The organism is Leifsonia sp. GW821-FHT13C05 (assembly GCF_058806515.1).
Window position 1 is genome coordinate 395,828 of the sequence record NZ_JBXAPT010000002.1, and the last position, 15,723, is coordinate 411,550.

Here is a 15,723-nt window from a genome sequence, read left to right on the forward strand (position 1 = left end):
GTCACTGATCCAGTTCCTCGAGCTGCAGCACGTACAGCCTGGCGACCACCTGCGCGCAGCGCACGATGTCGTCGGCCGCGGCGTCGTCGATGATGCCGGAGGTCAGGATCGCCTCCAGAGCCCCGGTGTGCTCGGCGTCCGCATCCTGGTGGTAGCGCATGAAGTGCACCTGGTTGTCTGCCAGGCCGAGCACCTCCTGGAACCGGGCGGCCCAGCCGGCCGCCCGCTTCGCGCCGAGCCCCTCGATGATGAACATCGCGCCGAGCAGGCCCACCGGGTTCGGGCGGTCGGCGTAGTGGAACATGTAGCCGGACAGCGCCTCGGAGCCGAGGTTCTTCCTGCCGGCGCGCAGCTCATCCAGCGATCCGCCGATCGCCACGTAGTCGCGTTCCAGCATGAGGTAGTCGCGGTGCTCCTCCTCCGCGTGGCGGATCGCCGCCGACCGCAGGGTGAAGTGGTCGACGTCGAAGCTGGACGCCGCGCGGGAGATCCACGGCGACCCGTCTACCACCTGCTGCCGGAGGTTGAAGAGCAGCCTGCTGTAGTCGTCGATGGTGACCGTGCCCTCGGCGAGCCTGCTCAGGATGGGGACCCGGTCCAGCCGCTCCTCCAGGTCGGCCCACACCTCGGTCAGGCGGGTGAAGAGGGATTCGGCGACGGCGGTCGCGTCTGGCGTGGCTGTGGCTGTCGTCATGTCACTGCTCCTTGGTGGTGTTCTGCGTGCTGGTGTTCTGCGGGGCTCCCGGCCCCACGACGGTGAGGTGGGCGAAGGCGAACGAGAACCGGCCGGACTCCGGCACGGCGAGAAGCACGGTGTCCCCGACGGCGAACCGTCCGGTGCTCCACGCCTCCTCCAGCGCGATGAAGATGCTGGCGGAGCCGGTGTTGCCGCGGGTCTCCAGGTTGGAGAACCAGCGGTCGGTGTCCAGGGTGGGCAGGCGGCGGCGCAGGGAGTCGAAGGCGAGGTCCCTGAACGCGTTGGTGCTGTAGTGGCAGATCACGTGGTCGAGGTGCTTCACATCCACCAGGCCGATGTCGACCAGCTCCTCGAACTGCTTCAGCCCGGCCTCTGCCAGCTCGTCGAGCACGCTCACGTCCTGCCGCAGCAGGAACATCCCCGCCGCATCGGCCTCGGCGACGCTGACGTCCTGCCAGGTGCTCCCGACGCTCGCCTCCGTGCCGTCCATCCCCGCCCGCATGCACACCGGATGCTGGTGGGCGAGCGACACCTGCCGCACCCAGTCGAGCCGCAGCGACGGCCTGCTCGGGTGCGGCTGGAACTCCAGCACCACCGCCCCGGCGCCGTCGGAGAGCATCCAGCGCAGGAAGTGCGAGTCGAGCCCTGCGCGCTTGCCGTCGAACCGGCGCTGCCGGAGGCTCCGACTGGGCAGCTCGGAACCGACGACGGCGGCCCGTGGATGGTCGCCCAGCCGGATCTTGCTCGCGGCGGCATCCAGGGCGGCGAGGCTCGACGCGCACACGCCGGAGGCGGACAGCACCTGCATGGGTCCCCCGCCGAGCCTGCCGTGCACCATCGACGCGAAGCCGGGCACGAGTACGTCGCCCATCGTGGTCGCCGTCGCGAGCATCCGAAGGCCGGAGGCCGGGATCCCGCGGTCGTCCAGGGCAGCCTGCAGCGCCTTGACGGCGAGCTCTTCGTTGAGCTCCGTCGGCTCGCCGTGCTCGTCGAGCGCGTAGTGCCGCTTCCGGATGCCGTTCGCAGCCAGCACCCGACGCCGGATGCGCTCGGTGACCGGGTCGTCGCCGCCGAGCCTGGCCGCAATCCCGTCGTTGTCGACCGGCTCCCCGGGGAGGTAGCTCCCGAAGCCGGTCAGGTATGCGGCCGCCGTCATGGCGCGATTCGGGTCATCGGAGGCGTCCTTTCGGTCAGGCAAACATACCTGACACCAGTTTTCGGACCCGCGACCGTCGAAGCTACCCCCCTTTGTGTCGTCGTCTCTCCCTCCCTCGCGCGCGGGAGCCGTGATTGTATATCGGATATACCCTTTTGAATATAAATCTTTGTCGTCGCAAAGATGTGAAACTGGCGCTCTAGGGCTGGCCCCTCCGTGACGCGTCACACGACCTGTCCGGTGAGAACTGAGAAAGGAATCGCATCCCCATGCGAAGCAAGAGATCACATTCACACGCTGCAGCCACGAGGCTCTGCGCCCTCGCGGCGTTCGGCGCACTGACCGTCGGGTCCGTCGGGCTCGCCGCGCCGGCGAGCGCGACGACGCTCCAGGAGACGGGTTCGGCGCCGACCACCATGCTCGGATGGTCGGAGAGGACCGTCGGCAGCCACGACGAGTGGCGCGGCGATTTCACCCTGCGGGTGAAGTCCGGCACGGTTCCGTCCAAGATCGAGTGGAACTACGCCCCGTACAACCCGGCCGCCTGGGCCGCTCTGACCAAGGTTGCCTCCGTCCAGGCCTCCGTCGCCAGCGTGTACTCGATCGTGCAGACCGTCCAGGACGGCGAGGAGGACGTGCTGTACATCAGCGCCCGCGGCGACGCGTCCGTGCCCGCGGTCGCGCAGTCGATCACGTACCAGCTGGGCCTCCGCATCACGATGGCAGACGGGACCACGACCACGACGCATGCCGTGGAGAACGTCGGCAGGAACGCATCCACCGGCCGCCCCGTGCCGATCGAGGCGTGGGGGACGACCACCTCCACCCTCCCCGGCTATTACGGACCGAACTCGGAGACCGGTTGGGGCAACGTCGTCGCCGCCGACAGCTCTGACGCCCTCCTCGGAGTGAAGTTCCACGTCGACGCGCTCAACTCCGGCCGCTCTGCCGCCAACGGCTGCGACGTGACGGACTCCCTGTACTACCAGTTCGTCCGCGGCGACGACGGAACGCCCGCGTCGGTCACGCCGACCCCACAGCTGATGAGCATCGCGAACCACTCTGCGGGCGTCAAGGGCGCTGTGCTCGTCAACGAAGGCCGGTTCTCCCTCGACGCTCCGGGATACTACAAGCTGGTGATCTGGCCGCAGGCCTCCAGCTCGAAGGACACCGCCCCGCAGGACTGCACCGGCGTCTCGTACGACCCGGCCGTGCTGAGCGAGAGCACCCAGGTCGGCAGCGTGTTCTGGAAGATGCCCACCACGCTCGCGCAGCCCGTCACCGCGGTGACAGTCGCAACGCCGGCGGACAGCGAGGTCGTCTCGACCACGAAGCCGGTGTTCTCCGGCACGGGACACCCCGGGGCCACCGTCGAGGTGAAGGCCGACGACGGCACGCTGCACGGCAGCGCACTCGTGGATGCTGACGGCCAGTGGTCGGTCGAGGCCGCGAACCACCACGCCGACGGCGAATACGCCGCCACCGTGACGCAGACCGCGGGAGCCGACGTCAGCTCGGCGTCTGTGGCGTACAGCGTCAGCACCGTCACCGCGGTCACCGCGGTCACCCTCACCTCCCCCGCCGACGGCGAAACCGTCACCGTCGCGCGGCCGGAGTTCTCCGGCACCGGGCACCCGGGAGCGAGCGTGGTCGTCCGCGGAAGCAGCGGTGTCGTGCTCGCGATCGCCACGGTCGACCCCGCGGGCACCTGGTCGGCCACGTCGACCATCGAGCTCGGGAACGGCGCGTACGTCGGGGTGATCGAGCAGACGTTCGGCGCATCCACGACCACAGCAGCTCTCCGGTACTCCGTCGTTCGCACGCCGGACGCTCCCGCCATTCCGTTCGCCGTGACCAGCCCCACGGTCGACGGCACGCTCGTCAGCATCACGCCCATCTTCCGCGGCACCGGCACGCCGGGCGCGACGGTCGAGGTGCACGGCAACAGCGGTCGCGTGATCGCCAGCGCGACCGTGGATGCAAGCGGAAACTGGTCGGCGCAGTCGACCGTCGACCTCAAATCGGGCCAGTACATCGGCGCCATCCACCACACCACCGGTGGCGTGACCACGGTGAACCCGATCTCGTACCGAATCGCGAGCGGCGTCACCCTGACCAGCCCGGTCAGCGGCGGCACCGTGTCCGGCCCCGTTCCCACGTACTCGGGCCGCGGAGACGCCGGAGCGACGGTGCTGGTCCGCGGGTCCTCCGGCCGGACGGTCGCGACGACCACGGTCGGCGCGGACGGCACCTGGTCGGCCGACGCTCTGTTCGATCTGACCCCCGGCGAGTACGTCGGCTTCGTCGTGCAGATCATCGACGAGGTCGAGACCCACACCGCTTCCATCTCGTACACGGTCTCCTAACGACCGTTCACACCACGCAGGGACACCAGGCGTGACCCGCTCACCGCGAGCGGGTCACGCCTGACTCCGCCTCTACGGCCGGAGCCCCACCCGCGGGTGCCGTCCTGCCGCAGCGAGCGCCGCATCCACGTCGGCCAGCCGGAAGGTCTCGCCCACCTGCGCCGCGAACGGGTAGCGCTGCCACGCGCCGGCGAGGTATCGCACGGCCTCCGCCAAATGGCGAGGGGCGTAGTTGTGGACGCCGCGGATGGTGAGCAGGCGGCGGACCAGCTGCTCGGGGTCGATGGCGAGGTCTGGACCGGGGGAGACCGAGCCGACGAGCACGAGGACGCCGCCGACGTCCACGGCGTGGAACAGCGAGCGCACGGCCGTCGGTGCCCCGGAGAGTTCCAGCGCGATCGTCGGCGCAGCACCACGACCGCCCGCTGCGGCGAGGGCGGCGTTGAGGCCGCCGGGGGCGTCGATGGCGACCCGGGGGTCGCTGACCGCCGCCGCGCCGAACGCGAGCGCAGCATCCCGGCGTTCGGCGATCGGGTCGCTGACCACGACGTGCGCGCCGGCGTCGGACGCCATCGCGGTCGCCGTGAGACCGAGCATCCCCGCCCCGGCGACGAGCACGAGCGCGCCCTCCAGGGGGGTGATCCCGGATGCCGCCTCCAGCGCAGCCGCGACCGTCGCGGTGGCGCACGATGCCGGCGCCAGCACCTCGGCGGGCACGTCCTCGGGGACGGCGACCATCGGGGTGCCGTCGAGGATGTGGCCGTGTGTGGCGAAACCGCCGGACAGCTCCCAGCCCCTGCGCATGCGCTCGTGACCGTACTTCTGCAGGTTCGCGCACTTCTGCGGCAGGCCGCGACGGCACCTGCTGCACCGTCCGCACGGCACGGCGACCGACCAGACGACCCTCTCGCCGAGGCTCACCCGGTGACCGTCGATCGTCTTCGCTCCGCCGCGGCCGAGCGCGACCACCCTGCCCACCTGCTCGTGCCCGAGGATGAGCGGCGTCGGCGCCGACCTGTGCCCGAGGACCGTGTGCACGTCCGAGCCGCACACCGTCGCCAGCTCGATCTCGACCAGAGCGTCCCCCGGCGACAGCCGCACCCCCGGCACAGCCACCGCCTCATGCAGATGACCCTCCCCCGGCCACACCATCGCCGTCGCCGACGGATAGACGCTGACCCCTTTCCCCAAGCGCGCTGGTGGTTCCACCACGCGCGGGGTCACCGCCCGCACGGTCATCGTCCGGCGGTGTCGTCGAGGCCGAGCAGCTCGGCGAGGTCGGCGATGCTCGGGATGACCGCGTCGGCCCCCGCTTCGGTCAGTGTCTCCTCGTCGTGGGCGCCGGTGAGCACGCCGACCACGAGGCCTGCCCCTGCGGCGATCCCGGATGCGATGTCGCTCGCCGTGTCTCCGACCACGACCATGCCCTCCACGCTCGTGCCGCCCGTGCGCAGCAGTGCCGTCAGCGGGAGGTCGGGGAACGGACGGCCGCGACCGGCCTCCGCCGGGCTCAGGGTGAGGTCTGCGAGGTCGCGCCAGCCGAGCGCATCCAGGACGGCATCCTGGGTCGGGCGGGAGAAGCCGGTGGTCAGCGCGACTTTCACCCCCAGCTGCCGCAGGTGCCGGATGAGGTCTTCCGCACCAGGGACGGCGCGCAGCCCTTCGCTCGCCGCGAGCTCGCCGTACGCGGACTCGAACAGGGCGTTGGCGTGCTGCGCCTGGTCTTCGTCGTCGGTGAGGGCGCGGAAGACGGCGATCTTGGACTGGCCCATCGTCTCGCGCACGTAGTCGAGCGCCTGCTCGCGCTCCTCCGGCGTGCTGCCGATGCCCGCCGCGTCCGCCGCGCGCTCGAAGGCGCGCTCGACCAGGCCGTCGTCGACGACGGTGGTGCCCGCCATGTCGAGCACGACGAGTTCGAGGTCTGCGTCGAGGTCGTCGGCGTCGTCGAGGTCGTCGTCACTGAACTCCTCGTCGTCCTCCCAGTCCTCGTCCGTCGCGTCGTCGGCGGCGTGCTCGTCGACCGCCGTCCCGGTGGATGCGCGGCCGAAGTCGTCGAACTCGCTGGTGATGATTCCGTCATCAGTGCTCATGGTCGGTGCCCTTCTGTGGTGGTTCAGGTGAAACTCGTGAAACGGGTGGAGGTGGGGTCTCAGCCCACGCGCGCTGCGCCGGGTGCGCCGGCTGCGCCCGCGGTGGCGAGAACGCCGGACGCCGACGAGAACAGCTCGTCGACCACCCGCTCCGCGAGGCCGAGGCCGGTCGTCATCCCGATGCCGGTGGTCACCGAGACCACGCGCACTTCGGGGGCCGGCGCGGCGACGAGGAACTCGTCCGGTGCGGAGGCGTAGACGCCCTGCCACCGCTCCCTGACCCGGATGCGGTCGGTGCCGAACAGCAGCCGCGCCTGTTCGAGCAGCAGGTCGTACGCCGCCTCCGACTGGAACGGAGGGACATCGGCCCCTCGGTAGTGCGTGTCGCCGACGATCAGCCCGCCATCCGGCCGCTGCGTGTACATCTGGTTCAGATCGAGTGCCGACAGCTCGGGATGCTCCTCCGCCAGCCGCTCGCGCAACGCCGCTGCGCTCGGCGTGTGCGCGAATCCGGCGTACCGCACCAGGGACCAGCCCGTCAGCAGCGGTGCGCTGAGCGGCCGGTCGAGTTCCGCATCCACCAGCATCATGTCGAGTCCGCAGCGTTGGATGCCGTGCGCCTCGGCGAGGCCGGGGAAGAGGTGGTCGACGTCGTGATTGACGGCGACGACGACCGCGTCGGCGGACAGCGTGCCGCGCGTGGTGTGCACGGCCCCGGTCTGCACGCCGAGCACGGCGGTCTGCCAGAAGAAGTCCACGCCGTGCGCATCCAGCCAGCGCACGATCGCCGGGGCGGCCTCGCGCGGATCCACCTGCAGGTCGCGCGGCAGCCACGCCCCACCGATCGCCACACCGTCCGCGACCGGGATGCGCTCACGCACCTCCGCCGGCGTGAGCAGCCGCACGTCGGAGCCGCCCCTCCTCTGCCGGAACTCGTCGAGCACGGCCAGCTCGTCCTGCGCCTGCGCGACCACGACGGTCCCGCTCTCCCGCAGCCAGAATCCCGCCTCGGGGGCGAGCGTCAGCCAGAGCTCCCTCGCCAGCTCGGCGTACGCGCGCGCCTCGCCTTCCTGCCCGGTGATGCAGAGGTGCCCGAAGTTGCGGACGGACGCCCCGACGACGCTCGACGCCCTGTCGACGACAGCGACCGTGAGGCCGCGCCGCAACGCGGCGACCGCGTGCCCGAGTCCGACGATGCCGCCGCCGACGATGGCGAGGTCGTAGTGTCTGCCCATCCCAGTGCCCTTCCTGCCCGAGGCGCCGCTCATCGCAGCGCCTTCCTCATCCAGACCGCGATCCCCTCCACGATGAAGACGGTCGCCATGATCACCAGCACGAACGCGAAGACCTCGTTCCAGGCCGACACGCGTGCCGCGTTGTTCAGGTAGAAGCCGATCCCCCCGCTGCCGACCACGCCGAGCACGGTCGCCGCACGGATGTTGCTGTCGAACAGGTAGAAGCTGTGGCCGACGAACGCGGGAACGCTCGGAGGAACGGTGGCCGACGTGTACACCTGCAGGCGGCGGGCGCCGACCGCGGTGAGCGCACGCTGCGGCCCGCCCGGCACCTCCTCGATCGAGTCGGCGAACAGCTTGCCGAGCAGGCCGACGCCGCCGAACGCCAGAGCGAACACGGCAGCGGTCGGACCGAGCCCGGTGATGATGATGAGCACGATCGCGAGCACCAGCTCCGGGACGCCGCGAACGGCGACGAGGATCACGCGGAAGATGTTGCGCGTCGCGGCGTTCGGGGCGACGTTCCTCGCGGCGAGCGAGCCGACCACGAGCGAGAACAGCAGACTCACCACGGTCGCGGCGAGCGCGATCAGCACGGTGTCCCGCATGGCGACCGCGATCTGCTCCACCGAGTACGGCTCGAAGGTCGGCGGCCAGAACTTGATCAGCGGCAGGTTGCGCCAGAACGTGAGGAAGTCGCCCCAGTGCACCTGCGCGATCAGCAGGGCGCCGACGATCACCACGCCGGTGAGCACCCAGGTGATCGTGTTCCTCACGCGGCGGGCACCGAGGCTGCGGGCGGCGCCGCCTCCGAGCATCCCGCGCCGGACGGTCGAGGAGACGACCTCCATCAGCACGCACAGCGCGAACATGACGAGCGCGAGCGCCATGGCGGTGCGGTAGTCGAGGGTGGCGAGCGCCTTCCACATCTCGTAGCCGAGCCCGGCGACGCCGACGTAGCCCAGGATGATCGACCCGCGCAGGTTGATGTCGTTGCGGTGCAGGACGGTCGCGACCCAGCTGGGAGCGACCTGCGGCACGATGCCGGAGAAGAACTCCTGCGCCTTGCTGCCGCCCGCAGCGCGGATGGCGAGCCTCGGCCCTTCGTCGATCTGCTCGATGGCGTCGGCGAACAGCTTCGAGATCATGCCGACCGAGTGGATGCCGATGGCCAGGATGCCCGGAAGCGTGCCGAGCGTGAACAGCACGGCGAAGACCATCGCGAGGACGACATCCGGGATGGACCTGGCCATGACGGTGATGAACCGACCGGCCCACTGCGCCGCCCTGTTCGGGCTCGTGTTGGCGGCGGCGAGGTAGGCGACGGGCACCGAGATGATCGCGGCGAGCAGGGTGCCGAGCACGACCATCCCGAGCGTCTGGCCGATCGCGGGCCACAGCACGTCGGGCGCAGGAAGACGGAGCGGGACGATCCGGCCGAAGAAGGCCTCGGCCTTCGGGATGCTGCGAACGACGGTATCGAAGCTGACGCCGAGGACGGGGAACGCGATGATGCCGGTGGCGAGCAGCGCGATCAGGACGACGACGGCGGCGACCCTGGACGCGGGCGGCCGTGGGCGGCGGAGCGCAGCAGTGGATGCGCGCGCGTCGGCGAGCGGGACGGTGGCCATCAGGCGCGCGGGGCGGCGGTCGGGGCGGCGAGGTCGAGCTCAGCCGCATCCACTTCGGCGGCGAGCTCGTCGTCGATGACCGTCAGCTCGCGGGTGGTGGCGGCGGCCCTGCCGTAGATCTCCATCACCTGCGCCTTGTCGAGTCCGGCGGTGGGGGTGTCGAGCACGACCTGGCCGTGGCGGAGGCCGACGATGCGGTCGCCCCAGCTGAGGGCGAGGTCGACCTGGTGCAGGCTGCAGATCACGGTGAGGCCGTTGTCGGCGGCGATCTCGCGGATGAGGGCCATCACCTGCTCGCTGGACTCCGGGTCGAGCGACGCGACCGGCTCGTCGGCGAGCAGCACCTCCGGGTCCTGCATGAGCGCGCGGGCGATGGCGACGCGCTGCTGCTGGCCGCCGGAGAGGGTGTCGGCGCGCTGGTACGCCTTGTCGGCGAGTCCGACGCGGTCGAGGTGGGCGATGGCCTTGCGGCGCAGGGCGGCGGGGTAGCTGAACGTGCCGAGGCGTGGTCCGCGGAGGGTCGCGAGCGCCCCGGTGAGGACGTTCTCGAGCACCGTGAGCGGGCCCACCAGCTCGAACTGCTGGAAGATGAAGCCGATGCGGCTGCGCAGCGCCCGCAACGGCCGCGCGCCGAGCTGCGGCACCGACTGGCCGAGCACCCTGACCTCGCCACTCGTCGGTCGCTCCAGCCCGTCGATGTGGCGGAGGAGCGTCGACTTGCCGGAGCCGGACAGGCCGAGGAGTACGACGACCTCGCCCCGTGCGACGCTCATCGTCACGCCGTCCAGCGCCGTCGTCTCCGCGAATCTCTTGGTGACCCCGGCCACCTCGACGATGCGTGCTGCCTCGCTCATGTTCCTCAACCTGTCCCTGCCATCCGAAACCTGCGGCAACAGTAGGAGCCGGGTGCGTCCGACGCCGCAACGCCCGGTTACCGCCAGGTGAACGGCGGGCGGCGTCGAGGGGCGGCAGCGGCATCCACTGGCCGGATATGCGAGACCGCCGCCCGCCCGGTGAGGGCGAGCGGCGGCCGTGGTGCGCGTTAGTGCTGGTGCGCCAGCTCGTGCGTTACTTGACCTCGCACTGCGCGGCCTTGGTGACCTTGCAGATGTCGCGGATCTGGTCGTAGTACTTGTCGTCGACCGGGCTGAAGGCGAAGAAGGTCGCCTTGAAGCCGTCCGAGTCCGCGTTCTTGATTCCGGCCTTCTGGATGTCGGCGATCGTCACGGAGGAGAGCTTGTCGCTGAGGTCCTTCTTGATCTCGTCCGGGAGGGTGTTGGAGAACACCATCGGAGCGCCGGGGACCATCGTCTTGGCGACGACCTTGAGGCCGGGCTGCGCTTCGACGGCGGAGTCCTCAGCGAAGCCGGCGTCGCACTCCGCACCCTGCGAGACCTTCAGCGCGGACGCGTCGTGCTTGCCAGCGAACACCGGCGTGATGTCCTTGGCCGGGTCGATTCCGGCCTTCAGCAGGTTGTAGGTGGGGAAGAGGTAGCCGGAGGTCGAGCTCGGGTCGACGAAGCAGACCTTCTTGCCCTTGAACTCTTCGAGCTTGGTGATCGACGACTTCTCCGGCACGACGGCCTCGGAGTAGTAGCCGGGCTTCTGCCCTTCCTTGGTGATGATCGACGCGAACGGTGTGATCTTGGCGCCGCCGTTGGTCGCGGTGACGTAGGTGAACCCGGAGAAGCTGGCCACGTCGATCTGCCCGGCGATGGCCGCCTGGATCAGCGCGGTGTAGTCGCTCGACTCGCGGTACTCGACCTTCTTGCCGGTGATCTTCGCGATGTAGTCGGCGATCGGCTGGTAGTTGGACTGCGTGTTCACGGTGTCGGGAACGACACCGAAGACGAGCGTGCTCGAGTCCTTCGCGAAGGTCGCGGCCGACGCGCCGGACGATGCGCCGTCGGTCGAGCTGGCGTTCGCGGACCCGGTGCAGGCGGCGAGGCCGAGGGAGAGGACGAGCGCTGCGCCGACGGCGAGCGTCTTGGAGATGGACAGTTTCATCGAAGACCTTCCTGGTGTGGTGCGTGGTCTGAGGCATCTGCGCCGGACGGCGCTGCTGTGGGACGTTGGAACGGTACGGTCGCCATGCGACGCGCCCGGCAACCTCCGGTTACGGCTCGATGAACGCGCGGAGGCGGATCGGCGGGCCCGGCGCATCCACCTGTTGCAGTTTCGTGACGACCGGTGCAATATTGCAGCATGACCGTCGACGACAACACGCGCGCGTTCGATCCGGGGATCGTCACCGACTTCCGAAAGCGGATGTCGTACGGCTCCTATCTCGACCTGGAAACCCTGCTCAGCGCCCAGAAACCGGTGAGCATGCCTGAGCATCACGACGAGCTGCTGTTCATCATCCAGCACCAGACGACGGAGCTCTGGCTGAAGCTCGTCCTCCACGAACTCGAGTCGGCCCGCGATCTCCTCCGCGCAGACCAGCTCGCCCCCGCACTGAAGCGCATCGCCCGCGTCAAGCACATCCAGAGGACCCTCACCGAGCAGTGGTCGGTGCTCGCCACGCTGACGCCCACCGAGTACGCCGAATTCCGCGGCTTCCTCGGCAACTCGTCCGGCTTCCAGTCGTACCAGTACCGGGCCGTCGAGTTCGTGCTCGGCAACAAGAACCGCCGGATGCTCAGCGTCTTCGAGAACGACCCCGTCGCGCACGCCCTCCTCGCCCAGCTGCTGGAAGCGCCCAGCATCTACGACGAGTTCCTGCGCTACCTGGACCGCGCCGGGTTCGCCGTGCCCGCCTCCGTGCTCGACCGCGACGTGACGGAGGCATACGTGTTCACCCCCGAACTCGTCCCGGTCTTCCGAAGCATCTACGAGAACGCGTCGGACAACTGGGCGGAGTACGAGGCCTGCGAAGAACTCGTCGACCTGGAGGACAACTTCCAACTCTGGCGCTTCCGCCACCTCAAGACCGTGCAGCGCACCATCGGCATGAAGACGGGAACAGGAGGCTCGACCGGCGTCGGCTTCCTGCAGAAAGCCCTCGAACTCACCTTCTTCCCCGAACTGTTCGCCGTGCGCACCGAGATCGGCGCCCCGCAATGACCCCGACCGCGCAGAGGTACACGTTCGACGCAGTCTGGGACGGCCACGCCTTCCGCGGCCCCGCCACCTACGAGGTCGACGGCGACCTGCTGCGCGCCGTCACTGCCACACCCGCCAGGGCCACCCCCGCGGCGCCATCCGCGGTCGCAGCACCCACCCCCACGCCCGCGGAACCCACCCCCATCCACCTCGGCGGCGCCCTCATCCCGCACCTCACCGACCACCACACGCACCTCGGCCTCACCGACCAGCGCGCGCTCTTCGCCGCTGGCATCACCGACGCCGTCGATCTCGGCTGGATCCCCGAAGTCGCATCCACCTGGCTGGACGGCGATCTCGACCGGCCGGCGGTGGCGATCGCCGGGGCTCTCCTCACCTCTCCGGGCGGATATCCGGTCAACGCGGGCTGGGGACCTCCCGGGTCGAGCGCCGAGCTGACGGGGCCGAGTGCTGCACGGGATGCGGTTCGTAAACAGGTCATGCTGGGAGCCTCTCGCATCAAAGTCGCCCTCAACTCCGACGCGGGAACAACGGTGGATAACTCCACGCTCGCCGCGATTGTGGAGGAGGCAGCGGCCGCCGGTGTGCCCGTCACGTTCCATGCGCAGGGCGCAGGCCAGGTGGCCCGCGCCATCGCAGCCGGCGCCGATCAGCTCGCGCACGCGCCCTTCTCCGAACGCGTCGACGACGCCGACCTCGTGCGTGCCGTCGACGCCGGGATGACCTGGGTGTCGACCATCGACATCCACGGCTGGGGAACGCCGACGGCCGACTTCGCGGTGGCGCAGGACAACATCCGGCGCTTCGTCGCCCTGGGCGGCCGGATCCTCTACGGCACCGACCTCGGAAACGGCCCGCTCCCGGTGGGCGTCAACCAGCGCGAGCTCGAGGCGCTCTCCGACTGCGGGCTGGACGACGCAGCACTGCTGACGTCGATCGCCACAGCCCCTGCGGGCGCAGCACCCGCACCGTCGGCCGCCGAAGCGCACACCCCTACCTCTCCCACCGACCTCATCGGCCCCCGCTTCGCGTGGCTCCCGACCGTCCTCCCGCCGCTCACCGCATCCACCCCCGGCACTCCCTCCCGCGTCCCCGCGTGGCTCGCCACCGCTCGCGGCTGCACCGTCGCATCCCTCCGCACCCACACCCAGGAGCCCGCATGACCGACCAGACCGCACCCACCCCGGGCTCCCCCGCCGACGACCAGCTGCGGCGGCGGTTCACCGCCGCCGACCTCCCCACCCCGGCCGCCCCGTCCGACTTCGCCGACCCGAGCGCCATCCCCGACCCGCTCGCCACGGCGCGCGCCCTCGATGCCGCCGACCCGCTCGCCGCATACCGCACCCGGTTCGCGGGCATCGACGACGACACCAGCAGCGTGGTCGCCTACCTCGACGGCAACTCGCTTGGACGTCCGACGCGGGCGAGCGTCGAGCGCATCCATCGTTTCCTGCTCGACGGCTGGGGCGGGCGGCTGATCCGCGGCTGGGATGAGGAGTGGCTCGAACTGCCCTTCACCATCGGCGACGCCATCGGCCGTTCCGTGGTCGGGGCGGCGCCCGGGCAGATGTTCGTCGGCGACTCGACCACCGTCATCCTCTACAAGCTGGCCCGCGCGGCAGTGGATGCGCAGCCAGAGCGCACCGAGATCGTGCTCGACACCGACAACTTCCCCACCGACCGCTACGTGCTCGACGGGATCGCGCGCGAGCGCGGCCTCACCCTGGTTTGGATCGAGGCGGACACGCACGCGGGCGTCACTCCCGAGCAGGTCGCCGCCGTCGTCGGGCCGCAGACCGCGCTCGTCGTGCTGAGCCAGGTCGCGTACCGCTCCGGATTCCTCGCCGACGTGCCGACGATCACGCGCATCGCCCACGACGCCGGCGCTCTGGTGCTCTGGGACCTCTGCCACTCGGCGGGCTCCGTGCCGGTCGAACTCGACGCCTGGGGCGTCGACCTGGCGGCCGGCTGCACGTACAAGTATCTGAACGGCGGCCCCGGCGCTCCGGCCTTCGGCTACGTGCGTGCTGGGTTGCAGGACAGTCTGGTCCAGCCGATCCAGGGCTGGATGGGCACCGCCGACATGTTCGCGATGGGTCCGGAGTATCAGCCGGCCCCGAGCATCCGGCGGTTCATCAGCGGGACGCCTCCGATCGTCGGGATGCTCGCCATGCAGGACACCATCGCGATGATCGCCGAGTGCGGGATCGACGCCGTGCGCACCAAGTCGGTCGCGCTGACCGAGTTCGCCATCGCCCTGGCCGACGAGTGGCTCGCGCCGCTCGGCGTCACCGTGGTCAGCCCGCGCGACGCCGAGCGGAGGGGCGGGCACGTGACCCTCGACCATCCGGCGATGCGTCAGGTGACCGCGATGCTGTGGGAGCGCGACGTGATCCCCGACTACCGCGACCCGGACGGCCTCCGCCTCGGCCTCTCCCCCCTGAGCACGAGCTTCGAGGAAACGTACCGGGGAATCGTCGCCGTGCGGGATGCGCTCGGCGAGCTCACGCATGACTGACCTGCCGACGGCGGCAGTGACAGCGAAAGCAGGCACACCACCACCGGACACCCCGCGCGAAGACCTCGAAGCGAGCACCGGCAGTTCCACGGCGCTCCTCCGCACCATCGTCGGCAGCGTGCTACGCCCGATCGGTGGCTGGATGAGCGCATCCGGGGCCGTCGACCTGCTCGGCGCCCTGGGCATCCCGGCCAGCACGGCCCGGTCCAGCCTCGCCAGGCTGTGCGCGCGAGGCGTGCTGGAGCGCCGGTCGCTCGGCGACGCGGCCGGCTACGCGCTCGACCCGGGCGCGTTCCCCATGCTGGAGCGCGGGGACGCCCGCATCTTCACCCCGGTGGATGCCGACGCTCCGGCCTCCTGGTGCCTTGTCTCGTTCTCCCTCCCCGAGCACCAGCGCGCACGCCGCCACCAGCTGCGCCGCCGTCTCTCCGCGCTCGGCTGCGGCACCGTCGCCGACGGCCTCTGGATCGCGCCCGCCAGACTCGAGGCCGAACTCTCCGAGACCATCGACGAGCTCGGGATGCGCGACCAGGCCGTCCTGTTCACTCACGCCATCGCGCTCGGGAACCTCTCGGACGCGCTGCCGCGCTGGTACGACCTGGAGGCGATCCGCGCCGCGTACGACGGGTTTCTGGCGCGCCACGCGCATCCGGTGGCCGACCCGGACCCGACTTCAGACACGACCCCTCGCGACGCCTTCGCCCGCTGGGTGCGCGCCCTCGACGAGTGGCGCGTGATCCCCTACCTCGACCCCGGGCTGCCGCTCGCCGCTCTGCCGTCCGACTGGCCGGGCGCAGCCGCCTCAGCGGCGTTCTCCACCATCCGCGCACAACTCGAACCGGTCGCCATCTCCTACGCGGCCGCCGTCGCGGCGCCCGACTAGACGGCGCCTCCGCCCGCCCGCGCGAATGAGCGCGCCGCAGCACGGTAGAATCGTGGCATCCCCCGGACCACGCGAGCGGAG

Annotated in this window: 14 protein-coding genes; 6 read left to right on the forward strand and 8 right to left on the reverse strand. The window is 70.5% G+C overall.

The window, feature by feature from the left end; genetic code table 11:
* Position 1 precedes the first annotated feature (1 nt).
* Together AC1ROC_RS08460 and AC1ROC_RS08465 are read right to left on the reverse strand one after the other, a co-directional pair.
* Positions 2-694 (reverse strand): iron-containing redox enzyme family protein, encoded by a 693-nt coding sequence (locus AC1ROC_RS08460; protein ID WP_168690416.1) that lies wholly within the window; start codon positions 692-694, stop codon positions 2-4.
* A 1-nt stretch (position 695) separates the two neighbouring features.
* Positions 696-1,853, reverse strand: coding sequence for a 3-oxoacyl-[acyl-carrier-protein] synthase III C-terminal domain-containing protein (locus AC1ROC_RS08465; RefSeq protein ID WP_492999461.1), 1,158 nt, complete (start codon positions 1,851-1,853; stop codon positions 696-698).
* A gap of 269 nt (positions 1,854-2,122) precedes the next feature.
* Between AC1ROC_RS08465 and AC1ROC_RS08470 the strand changes: the two genes are divergently transcribed.
* Positions 2,123-4,219: an Ig-like domain-containing protein gene (locus tag AC1ROC_RS08470; protein ID WP_492999463.1), complete on the forward strand. Its 2,097-nt coding sequence runs from the start codon at positions 2,123-2,125 to the stop codon at positions 4,217-4,219.
* Between the two features lie 72 nt (positions 4,220-4,291).
* On the opposite strand, the gene AC1ROC_RS08475 is transcribed toward AC1ROC_RS08470, so the two are convergent.
* The 6 genes from AC1ROC_RS08475 to AC1ROC_RS08500 form a co-directional block, all read right to left on the reverse strand.
* Entirely contained in the window at positions 4,292-5,335 is a 1,044-nt protein-coding gene (locus AC1ROC_RS08475; protein ID WP_492999465.1) for an alcohol dehydrogenase catalytic domain-containing protein, read from the reverse strand.
* A gap of 119 nt (positions 5,336-5,454) precedes the next feature.
* Positions 5,455-6,309, reverse strand: coding sequence for a phosphonatase-like hydrolase (locus AC1ROC_RS08480; RefSeq protein WP_168690419.1), 855 nt, complete (start codon positions 6,307-6,309; stop codon positions 5,455-5,457).
* Between the two features lie 59 nt (positions 6,310-6,368).
* The gene (locus AC1ROC_RS08485) at positions 6,369-7,577 is read right to left on the reverse strand and encodes a TIGR03364 family FAD-dependent oxidoreductase (protein WP_247597180.1); all 1,209 of its coding nucleotides are present in this window, start codon (positions 7,575-7,577) and stop codon (positions 6,369-6,371) included.
* The gene (phnE, locus tag AC1ROC_RS08490; RefSeq protein ID WP_085370867.1) at positions 7,574-9,175 is read right to left on the reverse strand and encodes a phosphonate ABC transporter, permease protein PhnE; all 1,602 of its coding nucleotides are present in this window, start codon (positions 9,173-9,175) and stop codon (positions 7,574-7,576) included. The genes AC1ROC_RS08485 and phnE overlap by 4 nt, the downstream gene beginning before the upstream one ends.
* Positions 9,175-10,029 carry a phosphonate ABC transporter ATP-binding protein gene (phnC, locus tag AC1ROC_RS08495; protein WP_085370866.1) on the reverse strand — a complete coding sequence of 285 codons (855 nt, stop codon included), beginning with the start codon at positions 10,027-10,029 and terminating at the stop codon, positions 9,175-9,177. Before phnC ends, phnE begins: the two co-directional genes overlap by 1 nt.
* 214 nt (positions 10,030-10,243) lie before the next feature.
* Positions 10,244-11,182, reverse strand: coding sequence for a phosphate/phosphite/phosphonate ABC transporter substrate-binding protein (locus AC1ROC_RS08500; protein ID WP_085370865.1), 939 nt, complete (start codon positions 11,180-11,182; stop codon positions 10,244-10,246).
* Here AC1ROC_RS08500 and AC1ROC_RS08505 point away from each other — a divergent pair.
* The 5 genes from AC1ROC_RS08505 to AC1ROC_RS08525 are packed head-to-tail and all read left to right on the forward strand — an operon-like array spanning position 11,169 to position 15,642.
* On the forward strand, positions 11,169-11,384 hold the full coding sequence (locus AC1ROC_RS08505; RefSeq protein ID WP_143466024.1) for a hypothetical protein: 216 nt from the start codon (positions 11,169-11,171) through the stop codon (positions 11,382-11,384). The genes AC1ROC_RS08500 and AC1ROC_RS08505 overlap by 14 nt on opposite strands.
* Positions 11,381-12,241, forward strand: coding sequence for a tryptophan 2,3-dioxygenase (kynA, locus tag AC1ROC_RS08510; protein WP_085370864.1), 861 nt, complete (start codon positions 11,381-11,383; stop codon positions 12,239-12,241). The genes AC1ROC_RS08505 and kynA overlap by 4 nt, the downstream gene beginning before the upstream one ends.
* Positions 12,238-13,404, forward strand: coding sequence for an amidohydrolase family protein (locus AC1ROC_RS08515; RefSeq protein WP_492999473.1), 1,167 nt, complete (start codon positions 12,238-12,240; stop codon positions 13,402-13,404). The genes kynA and AC1ROC_RS08515 overlap by 4 nt, the downstream gene beginning before the upstream one ends.
* Entirely contained in the window at positions 13,401-14,759 is a 1,359-nt protein-coding gene (locus tag AC1ROC_RS08520; RefSeq protein WP_492999475.1) for a kynureninase, read from the forward strand. Before AC1ROC_RS08515 ends, AC1ROC_RS08520 begins: the two co-directional genes overlap by 4 nt.
* Positions 14,752-15,642, forward strand: a complete 891-nt coding sequence (locus AC1ROC_RS08525; protein WP_492999478.1) for a PaaX family transcriptional regulator — start codon at positions 14,752-14,754, stop codon at positions 15,640-15,642. The genes AC1ROC_RS08520 and AC1ROC_RS08525 overlap by 8 nt, the downstream gene beginning before the upstream one ends.
* The last annotated feature ends 81 nt before the right edge of the window (positions 15,643-15,723 follow it).